General features: G+C 63.0%; 18 protein-coding genes. 4 read left to right on the top strand and 14 right to left on the bottom strand.

Annotation, left to right across the window (positions count from 1 at the left end; genetic code table 11):
* Positions 1 to 61 precede the first annotated feature (61 nt).
* Entirely contained in the window at positions 62 to 2,146 is a 2,085-nt protein-coding gene (locus AC1DYJ_RS09140; RefSeq protein WP_477280314.1) for an ABC transporter substrate-binding protein, read from the bottom strand.
* Between the two features lie 96 nt (positions 2,147 to 2,242).
* Positions 2,243 to 3,709 (bottom strand): alpha-galactosidase, encoded by a 1,467-nt coding sequence (gene melA, locus AC1DYJ_RS09135; protein ID WP_477280313.1) that lies wholly within the window; start codon positions 3,707 to 3,709, stop codon positions 2,243 to 2,245.
* Positions 3,710 to 3,923: 214 nt separating this feature from the next.
* On the opposite strand from melA, the gene AC1DYJ_RS09130 reads away from it, so the two are divergent.
* Entirely contained in the window at positions 3,924 to 4,799 is an 876-nt protein-coding gene (locus AC1DYJ_RS09130; protein ID WP_477280312.1) for an AraC family ligand binding domain-containing protein, read from the top strand.
* Positions 4,800 to 4,825: 26 nt separating this feature from the next.
* On the opposite strand, the gene AC1DYJ_RS09125 is transcribed toward AC1DYJ_RS09130, so the two are convergent.
* The 7 genes from AC1DYJ_RS09125 to AC1DYJ_RS09095 form a co-directional block, all read right to left on the bottom strand.
* On the bottom strand, positions 4,826 to 5,893 hold the full coding sequence (locus tag AC1DYJ_RS09125; RefSeq protein ID WP_477280311.1) for an ABC transporter ATP-binding protein: 1,068 nt from the start codon (positions 5,891 to 5,893) through the stop codon (positions 4,826 to 4,828).
* Positions 5,894 to 5,896: 3 nt separating this feature from the next.
* Complete coding sequence (locus AC1DYJ_RS09120; RefSeq protein WP_477280310.1) at positions 5,897 to 6,745, bottom strand: carbohydrate ABC transporter permease; 849 nt, start codon at positions 6,743 to 6,745, stop codon at positions 5,897 to 5,899.
* The gene (locus tag AC1DYJ_RS09115; protein ID WP_477280309.1) at positions 6,745 to 7,668 is read right to left on the bottom strand and encodes a carbohydrate ABC transporter permease; all 924 of its coding nucleotides are present in this window, start codon (positions 7,666 to 7,668) and stop codon (positions 6,745 to 6,747) included. Before AC1DYJ_RS09115 ends, AC1DYJ_RS09120 begins: the two co-directional genes overlap by 1 nt.
* Before the next feature lie 225 nt (positions 7,669 to 7,893).
* A complete protein-coding gene (locus tag AC1DYJ_RS09110; RefSeq protein ID WP_477280308.1) occupies positions 7,894 to 9,171 on the bottom strand; it encodes an ABC transporter substrate-binding protein in 1,278 nt (425 codons plus the stop codon).
* Positions 9,172 to 9,197: 26 nt separating this feature from the next.
* A complete protein-coding gene (locus AC1DYJ_RS09105) occupies positions 9,198 to 10,394 on the bottom strand; it encodes a PLP-dependent transferase (protein ID WP_477280307.1) in 1,197 nt (398 codons plus the stop codon).
* Positions 10,391 to 11,125 carry a FadR/GntR family transcriptional regulator gene (locus tag AC1DYJ_RS09100; protein WP_477280306.1) on the bottom strand — a complete coding sequence of 245 codons (735 nt, stop codon included), beginning with the start codon at positions 11,123 to 11,125 and terminating at the stop codon, positions 10,391 to 10,393. The genes AC1DYJ_RS09105 and AC1DYJ_RS09100 overlap by 4 nt, the downstream gene beginning before the upstream one ends.
* Positions 11,126 to 11,246: 121 nt before the next feature.
* Positions 11,247 to 11,954, bottom strand: coding sequence for a DJ-1/PfpI family protein (locus AC1DYJ_RS09095; RefSeq protein ID WP_477280305.1), 708 nt, complete (start codon positions 11,952 to 11,954; stop codon positions 11,247 to 11,249).
* An 87-nt stretch (positions 11,955 to 12,041) separates the two neighbouring features.
* Between AC1DYJ_RS09095 and AC1DYJ_RS09090 the strand changes: the two genes are divergently transcribed.
* Positions 12,042 to 12,989 carry a GlxA family transcriptional regulator gene (locus AC1DYJ_RS09090; protein WP_477280304.1) on the top strand — a complete coding sequence of 316 codons (948 nt, stop codon included), beginning with the start codon at positions 12,042 to 12,044 and terminating at the stop codon, positions 12,987 to 12,989.
* A 40-nt stretch (positions 12,990 to 13,029) separates the two neighbouring features.
* Here AC1DYJ_RS09090 and AC1DYJ_RS09085 read toward each other — a convergent pair whose 3' ends face one another.
* The 4 genes from AC1DYJ_RS09085 to AC1DYJ_RS09070 all read right to left on the bottom strand — a co-directional run bounded on the left by AC1DYJ_RS09085 (position 13,030) and on the right by AC1DYJ_RS09070 (position 17,366).
* Complete coding sequence (locus tag AC1DYJ_RS09085; RefSeq protein WP_477280303.1) at positions 13,030 to 13,809, bottom strand: SDR family oxidoreductase; 780 nt, start codon at positions 13,807 to 13,809, stop codon at positions 13,030 to 13,032.
* Positions 13,810 to 13,833: 24 nt separating this feature from the next.
* Entirely contained in the window at positions 13,834 to 14,784 is a 951-nt protein-coding gene (araH, locus tag AC1DYJ_RS09080; protein ID WP_477280302.1) for an L-arabinose ABC transporter permease AraH, read from the bottom strand.
* A gap of 11 nt (positions 14,785 to 14,795) precedes the next feature.
* Positions 14,796 to 16,307 carry an L-arabinose ABC transporter ATP-binding protein AraG gene (gene araG, locus AC1DYJ_RS09075; protein WP_477280301.1) on the bottom strand — a complete coding sequence of 504 codons (1,512 nt, stop codon included), beginning with the start codon at positions 16,305 to 16,307 and terminating at the stop codon, positions 14,796 to 14,798.
* A gap of 69 nt (positions 16,308 to 16,376) precedes the next feature.
* Complete coding sequence (locus AC1DYJ_RS09070) at positions 16,377 to 17,366, bottom strand: arabinose ABC transporter substrate-binding protein (protein ID WP_477280300.1); 990 nt, start codon at positions 17,364 to 17,366, stop codon at positions 16,377 to 16,379.
* Positions 17,367 to 17,621: 255 nt separating this feature from the next.
* On the opposite strand from AC1DYJ_RS09070, the gene AC1DYJ_RS09065 reads away from it, so the two are divergent.
* Positions 17,622 to 18,311, top strand: coding sequence for a FadR/GntR family transcriptional regulator (locus tag AC1DYJ_RS09065; protein ID WP_477281691.1), 690 nt, complete (start codon positions 17,622 to 17,624; stop codon positions 18,309 to 18,311).
* Positions 18,312 to 18,318: 7 nt separating this feature from the next.
* Positions 18,319 to 19,467 carry a galactonate dehydratase gene (gene dgoD, locus AC1DYJ_RS09060; RefSeq protein ID WP_477280299.1) on the top strand — a complete coding sequence of 383 codons (1,149 nt, stop codon included), beginning with the start codon at positions 18,319 to 18,321 and terminating at the stop codon, positions 19,465 to 19,467.
* 18 nt (positions 19,468 to 19,485) lie between these two features.
* Here dgoD and AC1DYJ_RS09055 read toward each other — a convergent pair whose 3' ends face one another.
* Positions 19,486 to 20,493, bottom strand: coding sequence for an ATP-grasp fold amidoligase family protein (locus tag AC1DYJ_RS09055; RefSeq protein ID WP_477280298.1), 1,008 nt, complete (start codon positions 20,491 to 20,493; stop codon positions 19,486 to 19,488).
* Positions 20,494 to 20,594: the final 101 nt, after the last annotated feature.

Genomic DNA, 20,594 nt, shown 5'->3' with positions numbered 1-20,594 from the left:
TGACCTTACTCCATCCCGGCCGCGCGCGCAGCGCGGCCGGGAGTCAGCCAGGGGAGGTAACTCAGTTTGTCGGACCCTTTTCGCCGGGCTTGCCAGGAAGCTGCTCGGGGAAGAGTTCGTATTTCTGCTGCTTGTCGGCGGCGACGAACAACCGCTCGCGCACGATCGAATCCTCGGCCCAGTTGAACATGAAGATCGGCGTTCCTTGCGGGACGTTGGAGAAGCGCTTGTTGAGGATCAGGGCGCCGGGATATTCGGTCAGCCCGACATTGTAGACATGCTCGGTCGAGATCTTCTGGAACGTCTTCATCAGGCTGGCGCGCTCGTCATTGTCCTGGCTGGAGACGAACTTGTTGACGATGTCGACAAGCTCCTTTTCGAACGGCATCAGGTCGACCACGCCGCTTTCCGGCGCGCGATGGTTCCAGCTGGTCTTCGGTCCGACCGGCGCGAGCTGCTCGGTGTTCTGCACAACGGCGGTCAGTTCCTGATCGTTGCGGCGCACCAGCCAGTCGAAGCGGCCGGAATATTGCGCGGCGTCGCGCTGGGTGCCATTGAGGCTGTTGAGCACGACACGAATGCCGAGCTTTTCCATCTGGCCGACGACGCCCTCCGCCAGGCTCTTGTCGGTGGTGTAGTCGTTGTTGACCAGCATGACGATCTCGACATTCTTGCCGCCGGCGGTGCCTGCGGGGAAATTGACGAAGCCGTCACCGTCGGTGTCCTTGAGCCCTGCCTTGGCGAGTTCGGCCTTGGCGCCTTCCAGATCGAACGGATAGTAGACGGTCGAATTGCGGTCATAGAACGAGGTGCCGGAGGAAAAGCCGCCGGGATAGATGGCGTTGAACGGACCCTTGACCAGCGAGTCGCCGAGCGCCTTGCGATCGAGCGCCATGGTGACGCCCTTGCGGAAATCCTCATTGCGGTTCAGCTCGCGGATCGCCTGGCCGCGTTCGTCCGGATTGCCCCAGCCATTGGCGGAAAAGTTCATGCGCAGATTGTAGCCGATCAGGCGCGGGCCGAAGGCGAGACGGGCCGGCGCATCCTTGTCCGCCGCCCGCTTCAGCGAAGCGACGAAATTCTCCGGCTGTTCGAGATTGGAGAAGTCGGCAGCGCCCGCCACCGCCTGGACGTCGCGGTCGGCCCATGTCGACAGCTTGTAGTGCAGCTCGTTGAGGTAGGGCAGCTGGTTGCCCTTCTCGTCGACCTTCCAGTAGTAGGGGTTGCGGCGCATGACGATGATGTCGTCGGGCCTGTACTCCACCGGCACCCAGGCGCCCATCACCGGTATGTTCATATATTCCGGCGGGAAGGCGTTCTTGAACTGCTCATAGGTGTTCTTCGAATATTTCGGGTGCTGCGGCTTCAAAATGTGCGACGGACCGGGGCAGAAGGTGCCGTAGGCCATGGCGTAGAGATACTGCTTTGGGAAAGCCTCCTTGAAGGTCCACTCGACGGTGTAGTCGTCGATCTTCTTCAGCGTCGTGCCGACGCCGAAAGTTTCCTGCGTGGCGCCGTTCAGCGGCGAGACATTGGGATCGACGACCTCGTCATCCCAGTAGAACATCAGATCGTCGGCATTGAACGCAACGCCATCGGACCATTTGGCACCTTCGATCAGATGCATCGTCAGCTTGTGGCCATCCTTCGACCACTCCCAGCTCTTGGCCAGATTCGGCAGCGGCTCCGTGTCCTTGGCCTCGACCTGGAACAAGGGCGCGGTGCGCGTCAGGCATTCGGAAAGGCCGATGTCGATGCCGCCCCAGCCTTGCGTCTGGCCGGCGCCATAGTTCCAGCCTTCCGGCCGGCCGCCGATGACGTGGCGCATGGTGTCGCCGTACACGCCGATGCCGTCCGGCATGTTGCCGGTCTTGTACACCAGCGGCTCCTTCGGCAGGCGATCCTTGACCGGCGGCAGCTTGCCGGTCTTGACGTATTTCTCGGTAACCCAGTCAGGCTCGTGATATTCGGGCAGAGCCTTGAATTCCAGGATGGAATCGCGGGCGACGTATTTGATCTTGCCCTCGGCGGGAAACTGCGCCGGTACCGGCGGCGTGGTCGGCTCGGATGCGTATGCGCTGAACGCCAAGGCCGAGACGCTTAGCGCCAGGCCGGCGAGAATGCCAATTCTGCGAAAGTTCCTCATCGTGTCCTCCCAGATGTTTCGACGTCTGCTGCTGCCTGCATCACTTCACGACGGCTGATCGGCGAACCGGCCTCCCGCGGTTCGCCTGCAAGCATTTCAGCCGGCCTGTTTCAGTGCCGTCTTTTCGGCGCGCAATTCCTCGATCGAGCGCACATTGCGCCGCGCCGCACCCGCCCAGTCGCGGGTCTTGACCTTCGATTTGGAAAGCCGCTCCTGCGCTGCCGGCACGGCATCGGCATATTGCGGCAGCCAGCGCGCCTGGGCGACGACCATCTCGTCGACCATCTGCCAGACCTCTTCCGGCGTCGACACGGCACCCACCAGCGGATCGTGCAGCACGGCGAGCTTCAACAGGTCGATGTCGCCCGATATCGCAGCATGCACAGACATGCGTTGGACGTTGATCGAGGCCATGCAGGTGGCAGCACAGGCTTCCGGCAGTGTGATGCCGGACGCCATGTTGATGCCGAAGCGATCCACGAAGCCGGGCGACTCGATGATGGCGTCCTGCGGCAGGTTGGTGATGATGCCGGTGTTCTTGACGTTGAAATGGCCGCGATAGACGCGGTTGGTCTCCAGCGCTTCGAGGATTCGGCTGGCGTGCTCGTTGGAGCGCTTGGCCGGATCGATCGGCTGCGACGCCGCTTCGAGGAATTGCGGATACTCCGTCTCGAACCAGTTGCGCGTTTCGGTGGAATAGCGGAGGTAGCCGCCAGTCTCACCATGGATCCAGTCGGACATGTCGATCCAGCGGGTGATTTCGTCCGGCCGCTTGCGGTACCAGGGCAGATATTCGGAGAGATGGCCGTTGCTTTCGGTCGAATAGACGCCAAAACGCTTCAGCACATCGATGCGCAGCTTTTCCTGCTGCGAGTACACCGGATGCGCCTCGAAGGCGGCGATCAGCTCATCCTTGCCTATTCTGCGGCCGTTGAGCCGCAGATCGATGAACCAGGTCTGGTGATTGATGCCGGAGCAGACATAGTCGAGTTCGCCATGCGACTTGGCGCCGAGCACTTCGGCGATCTGTGCGGCGCCGTGCTGGACGCCGTGGCAGAGGCCGACGGTGTCGACCTTGCCGTATTCGATCGCCGCCCAGGTGTTCATCGCCATCGGGTTGGCATAGTTGAGGAATTTGGCGCCCGGCTCTGCAACCTCCAAGATGTCTTTGCAGAAGTCGAGGATGACCGGGATGTTGCGCTGGCCATAGAGGATGCCGCCCGCGCAGATCGTATCGCCGACGCACTGGTCGATGCCGTATTTCAAGGGAATGCGGATATCGTCGGCATAGGCCTCGAGCCCGCCGACCCGCACGCAGCTGATGACATAGCGCGCGCCTTCCAGTGCCTTGCGACGGTCCGTCGTCGCCGTGACTTTTGTCGGCAGCCCGTTGGCCTCGACGATGCGGTCGAGGATCGCCTTGATCATCCCGAGATTGTGCTCGCTGAGATCGGTCAGCGCGAATTCAATGTCGGCGAATTCCGGAACGCACAAAATGTCGGTGAACAGCTTTTTGGTGAAGCCGACGCTGCCGGCGCCAATAATAGCGATTTTGAAACTCATCACCTTACCTCGGGTCCAATCGAATGCCAGGCAAGGAGCAAAGGAGGAGCGCATGGCCGCACGCCATTGGCGCGCATGCCATTGAAGCCGGAATTCCGGCTCTTTCTCCTCCCGCCCGCTCCTCGACCGCGGGTCTTTCGCGTTCTCAGGATTTGGATTATGCCGTTATTCGCGGGCACGGCCAGAGAACGATTATGCTTTCGAGGGTAATTTTGTGCTGCGTGATCTGATCGCCAACGGACAGTTGATGCGGACCATCTCGCTGCCGCGCGGCCGCCAGCGCCTGCACGCCATGCCGACCAGTACCGGCTATGAGGTGCGCGAGGGCGTGACCTACGACTGGGATGGGCGCAAGCGCGGCCAGACACCGTTCACCGTGCTCCAGCACACGATCAGCGGCACCGGCCAGCTGCGCTACGAAAACCGCAACTACCGCCTGCAGGCCAACGACACGCTGCTGGTGCTGGTACCGCACAACCACCGCTACTGGCTGGAGAAAGGCGACCGCTGGGAATATTTCTGGATCTCGATGAATGGCGAGGAGGCGCTGCGCATCCACAAATCCATTCTCAGCGTCTCAGGTCCGGTGCTCCGGCTGCAGCCGGAGACGATCGATCATCTCGCCGATTGCAGCCTGCGCCTGATCAAGGGTGGCGCTTCGCCCGGATCTGCTTCGGCGATCGCCTATGAGGCGGCGATGGCGCTCTACGACGATGTCTTCGGCTCGCACGCCTTCACCGAAAAGCAGAGCGCCATGCAGCCGGTCATCGACCATATCAACGCCAATCTCGACAAGCCGCTGCCGGTGGCCGATCTGGTGCAAATCAGCGGCCTCAGCCGCGCGCATTTCTCACGCTGCTTCGCCGAAAGCGAAGGCATCCCGCCGGCCGAATTCGTGCTGCAGCAGCGGCTGCAGCGGGCGGCAAAGCTGCTGACCAAGGCCGACTTCCTGCCGGTCAAGGAGGTCGCCATATTATGCGGCTTCGAGGACGCCAACTATTTCTCGAAAGTCTTCCGCCGGCTCTACGGCATCAACCCGACGCAGTTCCGCACCACCGGCATGTATGCCAGCCTGGGCACCAACCGGTAGGATTGGTTGCCGGCTTCAGGCGACTGTCAGCCGATGCGGTTGCCGCTCTCCGGATCGAACAGATGCAGCGCTGCCGGATCGGCCGACAGCCGCACCGTATCGCCCGGTCGGATGGTGCTGCGCCCCATGACGAAGACGCAGACCAGCTGCCCCGCGAACCTGACATAGAACTGCGTCGACAGGCCGAGCGGCTCAACCACTTCGACCTCAGCCTTGAGCGGACCATCGTCCACGAGCTGGATGTGTTCCGGCCGCAACCCGACGGTCAGCTTGTCACCATCCTTGAGCGGCAGACCGTCTGGCAATCTCAGCTTCTGGCCATCGGCCAGCACCGCATCCACCTTGCCGCCCTTGGCGACTGTCGCCGGCAGAAAATTCATGCCGGGCGAGCCGATGAAACCGGCGACGAAGGTGTTGACCGGCCGATCGTAGAGTTCGAGCGGATGGCCGACCTGCTGGACGTAGCCGTCATGCATGACGACGATACGGTCGGCCATGGTCATGGCTTCGATCTGGTCGTGCGTGACATAGACCGAAGTGGTTTTCAGCTGCTGGTGCAGCGCCTTGATCTCGGCGCGCATATGCACGCGCAGTTTGGCGTCGAGATTGCTGAGCGGCTCGTCGAACAAAAACACTTTGGGATCGCGCACAATGGCGCGGCCCATGGCGACGCGTTGGCGTTGGCCGCCCGACAATTGCCGCGGCAGGCGGCCCAGAAAACTGTCGAGGCCGAGCCGCTTGGCGGCCGCCCCTACCCTGCCGTCGATCGTCGTCTTCTCCGCCTTCTTCAAGAGCAGGCTGAAGCCCATATTCGATGACACATCCATATGCGGATAGAGCGCATAGGACTGGAACACCATGGCGATGTCGCGGTCCTTCGGCGCGACATCGTTGACCAGCCGTTCGCCGATGCGGATTTCACCGCCGGACACTTCCTCCAGCCCGGCGATCATGCGCAGCAAGGTCGACTTGCCGCAACCGGACGGGCCGACCAGCACGACGAACTCGCCATCGGCGATTTCGAGATCGACGCCGTGCAGAATGCGCAGCGACCCGTAATCCTTCTCGACGTTTTGCAGCGTGACGGAAGCCATCGATTATCCTTTGACCGCGCCGGCGGTGAGGCCGGTGACGAGATAGCGTTGCAGGAAGGCGAAGAAGATGCAGACCGGGATCAGCGCCAGGATCGACGCCGCCATCATCTGCCCCCAGTCGACGGCGAACTTGCCGATATAGGTGAGCAGGCCGACGGCGAAGGTCTTCTGGTCGTCGCTGGAGATCAGCATCAGCGCAAACAGCAATTCGCTCCAGGCTGCGGTAAAGACGAAGCCGAGCGTGGCGCCCATGCCGGGCAAGGTCAGCGGCACGATCACCTTGCGCATCGCTTGCGCCCGCGTGCAGCCATCGATCATCGCCGCCTCTTCGAGGTCCTTCGGAATGCCGTCGAAGAAGGACTGCATCAGGAAGGTGGCGAACGCCGTGTTGAAGGCGGTGTAGATGATGATCAGGCCGACCAGGCTGTTGGTCAGGCCGAGCTCGCCCATGACGCGGTAGATCGGTGGTATCACCATCACCAGCGGGAAAGTTTGCGTCAGCAAAAGCATAATCGCTAGCGTCGCCTTGCCGCGAAAGGTAAAGCGCGACATGGCATAGCCGGCGAGCGTGGCGATGACGGTGACGAATGCCGCTGTCGACACCGAGACGATGACGCTGTTGAGGAAATAGCGCGGGAAATCAGAGGCTTCGAGCACAGTGATGAAGTTGCGCAGCGTCGTTTCCGAGGGCCACAGCGTGATGCCCTCGGAATAGAGCAGCCGCTCCGGCGTCACCGAAATCTTCAGCGTCCAGAAGATCGGGAACAGAGCGAAGATCATGTAGGCGGCGATCGCCGCGTAGAGGCCGATGCCGCTGAAAATGCGCGATGAGGTGGAGCGACCGGCGATCATCAGACGTGCCTCACCAGCAAGCGACGAATTGCGATCAGCGCAATCGCATAGGCGATGAGCAGGACCAAGAGCAGCACCGCCACCGCCGAGGCATAGCCCTTGTCCAGCGACTTGAAGGCGCTGACATAGATGTAGACCGGCACGGTGCTGGTCGATCCCGCCGGCCCGCCTTCGGTCATGACGAAGATCAGGTCGGCGAAGGTGGCGATCCAGATCGTGCGCAGCATGACGGTGATGACGATGGTCGGCGCCAGGAACGGCAACGTCACCTTGGTGAAGCGTTGCCATGGCGAGGCGCCGTCTATGGCGGCTGCCTCATGCAGCTCCGACGGGATCGACTTCAGCGCCGCCAAGAGCGTGATGGCGAAAAACGGAATGCCGAACCAGATGTTGGCGACGATCGGCCCCCACATGGCAGTGGCCGGATCCGACAGCACATTGGTCGGCTCGGCCTTCAACCCAAGTGCGAACAGCCAGTGCGGCAGCGGCCCGATGATCGGGTTGAACAGCCACGCCCAGGTCAGGCCCGACAGGAAGGACGGCACCGCCCAGGGCAGGAACACCACAGCCTGCACGAACTTGCGGCCATAGAACGGTTTGTCCAGCAGCAGCGCGAGACCAAGCCCGAGGAAGAACTGGAAGAACAGGCTGGCGACGGTCCACCACAGCGTGTTGACCAGCGCCTGCCCCAGCACCTGGTCGGACAGCATCGCCTCGTACTGGCCGAGGCCGACATATTCGGACTTGAAGGCGGAGAATTTGCGGAAGGAATAGCTGATGCCGATGATCAGCGGCACCAGCAGCACCACGACCAGAAGCACGATCGCCGGCGAGAGATAAAGCCAGGGCTCGATGGCGGCATGCGTCAGCCGCTTCTTTCGCGGCCGGCCTGCGGATCGTATTTCGGACACGGCATAGGTCATCGGGTGCTAATTCGTCTCCTGGAGGAGCGCCGGGATTGGCGACAAGCGTCCTCCCCGCTCACGGGGAAAGATGCCGGTCCACCCTCCGTAGCTGCAGCGCAGCTGCCGCGGAGGACGGGCAGGCAGATGAGGGGCAGCGCCAGCCTTGGGGTGCTTGCGCTGCCCCTCATCCGGCCCTTCCGGGCCAACTTCTCCCCGTATAGTGACGGGGAGAAGGAAGAAGGCCTACTTCTTGTTCTTGGCCATCCAGTCCTGCTGTTCCTTGGTCAGGAACGCGGCCCATGCGTCGGCCGCCTCCTTGGCCGACTTCTGGCCGAGCAGCACTTCCTGGAAGTTCTTGATCGCCACCTGGTCGACGAAATTGCCGAGATTTTCGAGATGTGTCGGCGGCGTCACCATTTCATATTTGGAGGTGTCGCTGAGCTCGGTGAACCAGCCCTTGAACTGCTCGGTCTTGAAATGGGCATCCTGGTCGGCGCCGTTGTGGATCGGCACGACGCCGACTTCCTTGGCCCATTCCAGATTGTCCTTGGGCGACAACAGCGTCGCCATCAGCTTCCAGGCATCGTCCTTGTGCTGCGAATTGGCGAACATCGCCCAGCCGGCATAGCCCAGCGTCGGATAGGACTTGCCGCTTGGCCCGACCGGCAGCGGCGCCACGGCAAAATCGTCGGCGCTCATCTTGTCGGCAATGCCGATCAGCGCATCCGGATCCTGGTTGAGCATGGCGCAGGTGCCAGAATAGAAGCCGGTGACGGTCTCGTTGAAGCCCCAGCTCACCGCATCCTTCGGCGCCAGTCCATCCTTGTACATGTCGGCCAGCATCTGCAGGCCCTTGACCGAGCCTTCCTCGTTCATGGTCGAGGTGCCGTCCTCGTTGAAATAGCCGCCCTTGCCCTGGGCGATGTTCATAAACATGTGCATGCCGTTGAAGGCGCCCGGTCCACCGCGCAGGCAATAGCCATATTTGCCGGGAATGGCCGAGATCTTCTTGGAGTCGGCGATGAAGTCGTCGAGCGTCGCCGGCGGGCCGTCGAGACCGGCTTCCTTGAACAGCTTCTTGTTCCAGAACAGCGCGTTCACATAGTAGCCGTAGGGGATCATGAACTGGGTGTTGTTGACGGTCGAGCCGAACTGCTTGGCGCGCTCGCCGAGTGTCTTGGCGTCGTCCCACTTGGCCATGTAGGGGCCGAGATCCTCGAGCTGGCCGTTGGTGGCATAGAGGCCCATCCAGCGCTCCGGCATCTCGACAATGTCGGGCGTGTCGCCGGCCTGCACCATGGTCAGGAATTTCTCGAAGGCCTGGCCCCAGGGCAGCGAGACCACCTCGACCTTGACGCCCGCATTGGCGGCTTCGAACTCGGCGATCTGTTTCTTCAAAAATTCGGTGCGCTGCGGGCTGGTGATGACCTCGACCAGCTTGAGTGTGGTGTCGGCCAATGCGCCGCTGGCGGAAATTGCCAGGCCGGCAGCGGTGGCAAGCATGATGCTCAGTCTTTTCATGTTCAGAACTCCCATTTTGAACCCAGTTATTTTTTTGCTTTGTCGAAGGCCTGGGCGATGTCGGCCCAGAGGTCTTCGACGCTTTCCAATCCGACATTGAAGCGGATGGTTCGGGGGCTGACGCCGAAGCGCGCCATCGAATTGAGACCCGGCGTCTGCTCGAGCGAGGCTTTTGCCGGCACGACCAGGCTTTCGTGACCGCCCCAGCTGACGCCGATGCGGAAGAATTTCAGCGCATCGACGAAAGCGGGAATGTCGACATCCTCCGTCACCTCGAACGAGAACAGCCCGGCATAGCCGGCAAGTGTCTTCTTGCCGGGATGGTTGGAATAGGCGGGATGATTGACCCGCTCGACCTTGTCATGCGCCTTCAGCCGCTCGGCGATGGTGAGCCCGCTCTTCATATGATGCGGCAGCCTGAGCGGCAGCGTGCGCAGGCCGCGCAGCAGCAGCCAGCCTTCGAAGGGCGACAGCTTGGCGCCAAGCTGCGAATAGGTCTGGTCGTTGATGTGCTTGATGTGGGCGGCCGAGCCCGCCACCACACCGGCAACGGTGTCGCTGTGGCCGCCGAGATATTTCGAGGCCGAATGCAGCACCAGATCGACGCCGTGCAGGATCGGTTTCTGGAACACCGGCGTTGCCCAGGAATTGTCGATGGTGGTGACGATGCCCTGCTCTTTCGCCAGCCGCGTCAGATGCTCGAGATCCTGCAGCTCGAACATCATCGATGTGGGGCTTTCCAGATAAAGCAGTTTGGCGCCCGGCAGTGCCGCCGCGACCGCATCCGGATCGGAGCCGTCGACATAGTCGACCTTGATGTGCAAGCGCGGGAACAGCCGCTCGAACAGCCGGTAGGCGTCGCCATAGCAGTTGCGCACCGCAACGATGCGCTCGCCGGCGCCGACAAAGGCCAGCAGTGTGGCACTGATCGCCGCCATGCCGCTGGAAAAGCCGCGCGCGGCTTCCGCACCTTCGAGGGCGGCGACACGTGACTCGAATTCCATCACCGTCGGATTGTCGCCGCGCGAATAGATCGGCTGCTTCCTGCGGCCGGCAAACGTGTCGGCCATCTCGGCATAGCTGCCGAAGGTGAACAGCGAGGTCTGGTAGATCGGCGGTACCACGGCATTGCCAGGGAACGGATCATCATGCGCTAGAAGCGTCGCCGCCTCGGCGAGATAGTCGCTGCCGAAAGTGCCCTGGTCGAAGCCGTGCTCGTTCATTTGCGGTCCGAAAGTTTGAGGTTGGCGGCACCGCGCTTCAGATCGTCCTCGACGGTAGCGATCAGCTTCAGCGCTTCGGCCCGGGCGCCTTCCGGGTCGTGCGCKGCGATGCAATTGAAGATGGTGCGGTGGTAGGGAAAGCTGGCATGGCCGAAATCGCGCACGCCGAGCGGATGCTCCCAGAAGCGGTGAAACAGTTCGTGCATGGCAGCGATGATTTGCTCGAACAGCGGATTGCCGGAGGCGCGATAGATCGCCTGGTGGAACTCCCAGTCCTCCTCCGACGACATGCCGGCGCGCATCTTGAAGGCGTCTTCCATGATGTCGAGCTTGCGCTCGATCTCGGCGAGGTCGTCCTCGTCGGCGCGAATGGCGCAAAGGGCTGCGGCTTCCGCCTCTAGCGCCCGGCGAATCTCCAGCGTGCGCATCAGGCCGGTAAAATCATTGCCGCCGGCAAGCGTCAGCGGCATGTGCAGCATATCGAGCGAAACCGCGGCCTTGAGATAGGTACCCGAGCCCTGCCGGCGCTCGACCAGGCCAAGCCCTTCCCAGCGTGTCAGCGCCTCGCGCACCGTGTTGCGGCTGACCTTGAGCTGCTCGGCCAGGATGCGTTCGGTCGGCAGCCGCTCGCCGGGCTCCAGCTTTTCGCGCATGACGAAACCGGCCAATGCCTTCAGCACCGCGTCGTCGCGCGCAGTCGTCTGGATGGGCGGAAGGCTGAATTCGGTCACGCTGGCAATCACAGAAAGTGGTCCAATGGTCCAACCAATTTCTGCATGAATGACAGGAGCTGTCAACAGGGAAACGCGGCAGGGCCGAAGGCCGGGGATATTCGCCTTCGGCCCAGCTGCTTCAGCCGTGGATGCGCACGAGTTCGACAGCCGCGCGGGCGGCGCGCCAGCGCGCGAACATCTCCTCGCGAACCCGTCTCGAACCAGAGAGGCGCACCTTTGCCTGCGCAAGCACGGCAGGCGAAGCCTCGGCAGGCGTGCCCGACTGGAACGGAGGTGCCGGAGCATATTCGAGCGAAAGCTGCACGATCTCAGCCTCTTCCTGCCCGAGCAGCCTTGCAACCAGCGCCAGACCGAAATCGATGCCGGAGGTGACGCCGCCGGCGGTGATCAGCTTGCCGTCCTCGACGATACGCTCATCGACCGGGATCGCCCCGAACTCCTCAAGGAAATCATGCGCATACCAGTGCGTCGTCGCCCGCTTGCCCCTGAGCAGCCCGGCCGCGCCGAGCACCAGGGCGCCGCTGCAGACCGAGGTGATGTAGCGCACCTGCGCCGCGCGCTCCCAGACGAAATCGAGGACTGCCTGGTCCTCCAGCAGCGGGTTGACCCCGCCGCCGCCTGGAATGCACAGCACGTCGAGCGGCGGGCAATCGTCGAAGGTCGCCGTCGGGGTAAGCGACAGCCGTGTCGATGACATCACCGGGTTGCGATCCTTCCAGATCAATTCCACCTCTACACCCTTGGCCGAAGCCATGACTTCGTAGGGACCGGTGAGGTCGAGCTGCTGGACGTTGGGGAATACGAGGATGCCGAAACGAAGGGTCATGGAAATCTCCGTGGGTTGACTTCCGGCAATCTAGGCCATCATGGTTTGGCACGATTGCCATTCACCCCTCGTTTCAGGCCAAACCCGATGCGCCGTATCGAAGTGCTTGCCTATCCCGACATTCAGCTCCTCGATGTCAGCGGACCACTTCAGGTCTTTGCCAGCGCCAACGACTTCAAGCGGCAGGCCGGCGAGCCGGCGCCCTACGAGGTCACGCTCGTCGCCGCATCGCCGCGGATCCGGACATCGGCCGGTCTCGTGCTAGAGGCAGCAGCGCTGCCGCCCCACGGAGGTCAGATAGACACGCTGGTCGTGCCTGGCGGATGGGGCGTCAACGCGGCCTGCGACGACCCCGTGCTGGTCCAGTGGATCGCCCGCCGCTCGCGCGATGCAACGCGAACCGCTTCCGTCTGCAGCGGCGCCATGCTGCTGGCGCAGGCGGGCCTGCTCGACGGGCGTCGCGCCGTGACCCACTGGGGACGCTGCGCGGAGTTCGCCCGGCGCTTTCCCGCGGTCCGCCTCGAACCAGACCCGATCTTCATCCGTGACGGTAATGTCTGGACGTCGGCCGGCGTAACGGCGGGTATCGATCTCGCCCTCTCACTCGTCGAGGCCGACCTTGGCCGGCACACGGCACTGGCGGTGGCGCGCGAGCTGGTGGTCTTCCTGAAACGTCCCGGCGGCCAGGCGCAATTCAGCCAGACCCTCAAGCTGCAGCAAGGCGACGGGCGCTTCGACCGGCTGCATGGCTGGATCCTCGAAAATCTGGCAAGCGACCTGTCGCTGACGCAACTGGCCGACCACGCCAATATGAGCCCGCGCAGTTTTTCGCGCCGCTACCGCGAGGCCACCGGCCGGACACCGGCGCGCGCGATCGAGGAGATCCGTATCGAGGCGGCGCGCCGGATGCTCGAGCGCGGCCAGCCGGTCAACCAGACGGCACGCCGCTGCGGTTTCGGCTCGGAGGAAACGATGCGGCGCGGCTTTCTGCGCGTGCTGGGCACCAACCCGCGCGCCTATCGCGAGCGTTTCTGATCGCGACTGCTCGCGCCGTGTCGCGCAGGCCCCTTAGCGTTCAGGCGGGATGCTGCAGCTGGCTGAGCCCGCCATCGACGACGAGGGTGGCCGCGTTCATGAACGGGCACTCGTCGGAAATCATGAACACGGCAGCCAGCGCGATCTCGCGCGCCGAGGCGATGCGGCCGCCCGGATGCAGCGCCAGCGTCTTGGCGCGCGCCGCCGCAGGGTCGGCAAAGCTGTTCCAGTAGTCGGTCGCCTTCTGTGTCTCGACATAGCCGGGCGCCAGCGCATTCACGCGCACGCCTTGCCCCGCATATTCGAGCGCCAGCGATTTGGTCAGCCCGAGCAGCGCGTGCTTGGCGACGGGATAGGGAAAGGTGTGCGGAATGATGGTGAAGCTGTGCGTCGAAGCGATGTTGAGGATTGCCCCGCCACCGCTTGCGATCATGCCCGGCAGCACCGCCTTGCTGCAATTCCAGGCGCCTTTGACGTTGACGTCGAAATTGCGATTCCACTCCTCCTCGGTCGCCTCGAGCGGCGTGGAGAACACATTCACCCCGGCATTGTTGATCAGTGCGTTGATGGGGCCGATAGCGTCGGCCGCTTGGCTGACGGCGGCGGCAATCGCGGCGCCATCGCTGATGTCGGCCGCAACGTGTCCGATATGCCCACGCGACGCGTCAAGGCCGGCCACCGTCTTGTCCAACAAAGCGCCTTCGCGATCGACCAGGAACAGCTTTGCCCCCTCGGCCAGACAGGCCTGCGCAATGGCAAGCCCGATGCCTTGCGCGGCGCCGGTCAGGAAAATGCGTTTGCCGGACAGGCGCTCAGCCATGGCTGTCACTCCACTGGAAGATTGTCAGCGCCGGCCCAGTGCCGACGAACGCAGATTGTCGAGCAGCACGGCAAGCAGCAGGATCACGCCGCGCACAATGTACTGGTAGAAGGCCGGGATGTTGAGCAGGTTCATGGCGTTTTCGGCGATGCCCATGATCAGCACGCCGACGATGACGCCCGACATGGTGGCGCGGCCGCCGGCGAGCGAGACGCCGCCGAGTACGCAGGCCGAGATGACCGAAAGCTCGAGCCCGACCGCCGCATTGGGCTGGCCCGACGTGATGCGCGAGGCCAGAAGGATGCCGGCAATGCCGCAGACCACGCCTTGCAGCGCGAAGATCCAGATGCGCGTCCAGTCGACATTGACGCCGGCAAGGCGCGACGCCTCGGGATTGCCGCCGATGGCCAGCGTGTTCTTGCCGAAAACGGTACGGTTCAAGACGAAGCCGAAGATGCAGAACAGCACGGCCAATACCCAGACCGGCGTCGGAATGCCGAGCAGTTTCGACAGCGCCAGCTGATAGAAATCCGGGCTGTTGATGCCGACCGCGCGGCCGTCTGACGCAATCAGGGCAAAGCCGCGCACGATCTGCATGGTGGCCAGCGTCGTGATCAGCGCATTGATGTGGAATTTGGCGATCACGACGCCGTTGATGAAACCGACCAACGCGCCGCAAGCGATGGCCGCGAGAAGGCCGAGCATGATCGAGCCGGTGTAGTTCGACGCCATCACCGCGACCATGCCGGCAAAGGCGACGATGGAGCCGACCGACAGGTCGAAGTCGCGCGCGGCGAGGCAGAACATCATGGTGCAGGCGACGATGCCGACGGTGACGACTGATTGCAAAAGGCCGAGCATGTTGCGGTCGGTGAGGAAGTTCGGCACCAGCAACGACACCAGCGCGAAGGCGACGATGAAGATGACGACGAGGCCCTGTTCGCCGAGCAGGATTTTCTTCAACTGATCGGTCATGGCAAAGATCCTCAGGATGCGATCGCGTCAGGGGTTTTGGTATCGGGAAGAGCGGCAGCCAGGATTGCCTTTTCGGCGAACTGGTCGCGGGCAAGTTCGGCGCTGATGCGGCCGCCGCACATCACCAGGATGCGGTCGCAAATGCCCATCACCTCCGGCAGTTCGGACGAGACGACGACGATCGCCATGCCGTCCTCGGCAAGCTGGTAGAGCAGCTCGTAGATTTCCGCCTTGGCGCCGACATCGATGCCGCGCGTCGGCTCGTCGATGATCAGCACGCGCACGCCCTGCTCCGACAGCCAGCGGCCAAGAATGACCTTCTGCTGGTTGCCGCCGGACAGGTTGATGATGTCCTGCTTGCGCGACGGCGTGCGCACCTTGAGCTTCTTGATGAAGGTTTCCGCTGTGGCGATCTCGGCGGCGCGGTTCAAGACGCCGAAGCGGGTGTGATGGCGCCGCGAGGAGATGTTGATGTTCTCCTCGATCGAACGGCCCTGGATGATGCCGTCATGCTTGCGGTCTTCCGAGCACAGCACAATGCCGGCGCGGATCGCGTCATGTGGATCGGCGGCATGAACGATTTTGCCATCGACGCTGATCGTGCCGCCCGAACGCGGGTCGGCGCCAAACACCAGCCGCATCAGTTCGGAGCGCCCGGCGCCGATCAGGCCGAAGAAGCCGACGATCTCGCCTGCCCTCGCCTCGAAGCTCGCCGGCGTCTTCAGTTTTGCGCCGGCGACAGCGTCGACCTTCAGCCGGACATTGCCGGATGAGCGCGGGCGAAATCCCCAGATGTCGGAGATTTCGCGGCCGACCATTTCAGCGACGACCTGATCGCGCGTGACATCTTTCAGCGAAGCGTGATGCGCCGCGAGCTTGCCGTCGCGCAGCACGGTCAGGCTGTCGCAGAGCCGGAACACTTCATCCAGCCGATGCGAGACGTAGATGATGACCTTGCCTTCGCCGCGCAGCCGGTCGATCAGCGCAAACAGGATTTCGCTTTCACGCGAAGACAGCGACGACGTCGGTTCGTCCAGCGCGATGACACGCGCGTCGAGCATGATCGCCTTGGCGATCTCGACCATCTGGCGCTCGCCTATCGACAGCGTCTTGACCTTGCGGCTGATGTCAATGTCGATGCCCGCCGATTTCAGCTTGGCGCCTACATCGTCCCGCATCCTGGCGCGGGCGATGATGCCGGCGCTGGCGGGAAAACGGCCGAGGCTGAGGTTTTCGGCAACCGTCAGTTCGGGAACGAGCTGCAGTTCCTGGTGGATGACGATGACGCCGTTGTCGAAGGCGTCCCTTGTCGATGCATAGGCCTGGACCTTGCCGTCGATGCGGATCTCGCCCTCATCGGCATGCTGGTCGCCGGACAGGATCTTGATCAGTGTGGATTTGCCGGCGCCGTTCTCGCCCATCAGGCCGTGCACGGCGCCCTTGTCGACGCCGAACGAGACGTCCGACAGCGCCTTGACGCCCGGATAGGTCTTGGTGATGTGCGAGAAGTCGAGAAAGGACACGGGTCGATCCTTCTGCGTGATGCCAAACAGGCGGCGACATCAAGCCGCCGCCTGTTTGTACAGGGAGGATTATTCGATGCCGAGACCCTTGCGGACCGTCTGGTAGTCGTCGCGCTTGGCGAGCGCACCGGCGGTCAGGATCAGCTTCTCGGGTTCCTTGTTGTTGGCGACCCAGTCATACATGTTGAGCGCCGTCTCATAGCCGTGACGCTTCGGCGAGATGATCACCGTGCCGACAAAGCCGGTGGCGGTCGGCTTCTTGAACTCGTTGATCGCCGAATCCGCGCCGCCAATGCCGACGCCGATCACGTTTTCAGCCGGAATGCCGACGCTTTCGGAAGCACGCACTGCGCCCAGCACGGCTTCGTCATTGAGGCCGAAGGCGACCCATTTCTTGACATCGGCATGGGCGTTGAGCACCACCGTTGCAGCGTTGAGCGCGGCCTCGGTGTCGGTCTTGGCCTGCGGCGCATCAAAGATGTTCTCGGCCTTGAAGCCATTTGCCTTCAGCACCGAAATGGCGCCTTCGACGCGATCGACGGCGGTCGGCAGCTGGTCATAGGAGACGCGGATCGCGCCGACCTCGTCGGCCTTCCAGCCGCGTGCCTTCATTTCGTCGACGATGGCCTGGCCGACGGCCTCGCCGATCTTGGTCGCCGAAATGCCCATATGCGGCACGTCTTCCAGCGCCTTGCCGTCAGCCCCGACCAGGCGGTCGTCAACGGTCATCAGCTTGAGATTGTTGGCGGCCGCCTTGGCGACGATGCCGGGGCCGAGCTTCACATCAGGCGTGCAGACGATGAAGCCCTGCGCGCCCTGCGCGCCGAGATTGTCGATGGCCGACATCAGCTTCTCACCGTCCTCGGCGCCGATCTTGACGAGGGTGAAACCTTTTTCCTTGGCGGCCTGGTCGGCGAACTTCCATTCGTCCTGGAACCAGGGCTCTTCCGGCTGTTTGACGATGAAACCGATCTTGGTGTCCTGAGCATATGCAGCGATGGTCGTGACGGACAGCACGGCAAGCGCGCCCGCGACGAGCGCGGTCTTTAAGAGTCGCATGATTACCTCCCAGCGATGGCCGGGCGCTCAGCCCGGATGCAGAGTCTCTAGTTCTTTTTATCATACTCGTCAATTGATCTGGTATGATAATTAAGCTACATGCTCTGACCAGAGATCGCTGGCGCAATTGATCCGCATCCGGTAAGGCCGGGCCGGTTGCGCGAAACAGCGGGTTCGCCGCCTTGGAGGAGGGCTGAGGTGACCGAGACGTCTAAAAAGCTGCAGGGCGATACGCCCACCCGCCGCCCGCGCGTCATGCCCGACGTGATCAAGGCCATCGCCTCCGACATCTTTTCCGGACGCTATCCGGCCGGCTCATCTCTGCCGACCGAAAACGAACTCGGCGTCGAATATGGCGTGAGCCGAACCGTCATCCGCGAAGCGCTGAAGGTGCTGGCCGCCAAAGGGCTGGTGCTGTCGCGCCCTCGCATCGGCACGGTTGTATGTGAACAGGACAACTGGAACATCATCGACCCGCAAGTGCTGGCCTGGCATGCGCCGCATGCGCTGGACGACAAGCTGTTCGACGCCATCCTCGAGACCCGCCGCGCCATTGAACCGCTGGTTGCCGAACTCGCCGCCACCCGCGCGACGCTGCAGGAGGTCGCCGATCTCGAAGCCGCTTGGCGCGGCATGGCCGACGCCGGTGAGGACGCCGCCGCCTTCTCGCGCTCCGATGTCACCTTCCACCAGATCGTCTATGCCGCGAGCCACAATCCGATCTTCCGCCAGATCGGCAATCTGATCGACACCGGGCTGAAATTCTCGCTGGAGGCGTCGGCCACGATTTCGCTCGAACGGCGCATGGAAGCGGTCGCTGCGCATCGCGAGGTGGTAGAGGCCTTGCGCATGCGCGACGCCCCTGCGGCGCGCGCGGCGGCAAGCAAGATTCTCGACCTTGCAGCGCGCGATCTCCTCAGCGCCAAGAAACTCAAGAACAACTGAGACCAGCATGAAAATCACCTCGCTCACCACCTACATCGTCCCGCCGCGCTGGCTGTTCCTGAAGATCGAGACCGATGCCGGCGTCACCGGCTGGGGCGAGCCTGTCGTCGAAGGCCGGGCGCTGACCGTCGAGGCGGCGGTCAACGAACTCGCCGACTATCTCATCGGCAAGGACCCGCGCCTGATCGAGGACCATTGGACGGTGATGCATCGCGGCGGCTTCTACCGTGGCGGCCCGATCCTGATGAGCGCCATTGCCGGCATCGACCAGGCGCTGTGGGACATCAAGGGCAAGGCGCTCGGCGTTCCCGTGCACGAACTGCTCGGCGGTAAATTGCGCGACACCATAAAAGTCTATTCCTGGATCGGCGGCGACCGGCCGGCGGAAGTCGCCGATGGCGCCAGGGAAGTGGTTGCGCGCGGTTTCCAGGCGCTGAAGATGAACGGCACCGAGGAACTGCAGATCGTCGACAGCCACGACAAGATCGATGCCGCCGTCGAGCGTGTCGCCATGGTGCGCGAAGCTGTCGGCCCCAATATCGGCATCGCCGTCGATTTCCACGGCCGCGTGCACCGGCCGATGGCGCGCATGCTGGTCAAGGAGTTGGAGCCCTACCGGCTGATGTTCATCGAGGAGCCGGTGCTGAGCGAAAACCGCGAGGCGTTGAAAGAGATCGCCGCCCTTGGCTCGACGCCGATCGCGCTCGGCGAGCGGCTCTACAGCCGCTGGGATTTCAAGTCGGTGTTCGAGCAAGGCGCTGTCGACATCATCCAGCCCGATCTGTCGCATGCCGGCGGCATCACCGAATGCCGCAAGATCGCGGCCATGGCCGAAGCCTATGACATCGCGGTTGCCCCCCACTGTCCGCTCGGCCCGATCGCGCTGGCAGCCTGCCTGCAGCTCGACGCCGTCAGCTACAACTGCTTCATCCAGGAGCAGAGCCTCGGCATCCACTACAACGCCGCCAACGATCTGCTCGACTACGCCGCCAACAAGGACGTCTTCCGTTACGAGGACGGCTATGTCGCCATCCCCGATGGCCCCGGCCTCGGTGTCGAGATCGACGAAGACTACGTCAAGGAACACGCCAAGGAGGGCCACCGCTGGCGCAACCCGATCTGGCGTCATAAGGACGGTTCGTTCGCGGAGTGGTGAAGCGCTGCTGAAGGCGCTTCAGCCCGGCAGGCTTCGCACGGGCAGGTTCTCGGCAACCGGCGTCCGATTGCCGTACTTCGCCAGCAGCGCGTTGGCATAGAGCCGGGCAAACCCGCTGTGGCGTCGGCGCAGGTAATCCGACTGATCGAGCCGCCATCGCTGCTCGACATCCGCCATGATCGCCGGATTGCTCCAGGTGGCGTAGCCGGCCGCTGAATAGACCGTGACCTCGCCGGCGAACAGGCAATCGTCGGTGACCAGCAGATCGACGCGGACGTAGTCGAGATCGCCGGCGATGCGCGGCCCGATTTCAGCCGCCTGCCGGATGAACTCGACAAGACGCGGCGTGACCGTCAGCGCCTGATCCTCGCGCGGATAGTCGATGTCGCGCCCGGGCAAGGGATTGCCCTGCGGATCGAACAGCCGTGACATCAGCGCTTTCTTGTCCTCTGCCCTGACATGGCAGACCACACCGCTGCACACTTGCACCTTGATCTCGGTCGCGATCCTGCCGCCACTTAAGGGCAGCGCTTCCTCGACAAACGCTTCCGGTACGATTGACCAATAGGCCCACTCGCCAAAGCGCCTTCCATGCTGTTTGCCCAACCAGCGCTTCATCTTGCGCACGATCGTCGCGCGATCAGGCTCGCCCCCGGAAACGAAGATGTTCATATCGCAGCCATGATTGGCCTTGACCACCACATCGCCAGCCAACAGCGAGGACGGAATGTCGTCGGGGTCCCGGCCGCGCCACAAGGTCCTGGGTATCGGCAGATCCGGGCAGACGCGGCCGATGTAATCCTTGACGGCGAGCTTGTCGGACAACGTGATGAACAGCGGATTGTGGTCGATCACCTTCCGCCACAGCATGCGTTCATTGTAGCGTTCCGGCGCGGCGGGATTGGGCCAGTAGCCAAGCCGCCGGAAAAACCGGACGACGAGAACCGGGTGCCGGATCGTGATCAACACCCGCGCCGCCGCCAGAACGAAGCGTTGGCCGAGCGAAAGTTCGGCATACGTCTTCATCTCTGGCGCCCGCGCCGATGAGAACTCCGCCGCGGCTGATCGGATCGATTCACCACACACCTGCACCCCTGCCCTTTCCCAGCTAAACACCAACGCCCCGC

The organism is Mesorhizobium sp. P2_B11 (genome assembly GCF_056404855.1).
The sequence above is the reverse complement of the archived record's forward strand: the minus strand, read 5'-3'. Positions and strand labels throughout refer to the sequence as shown.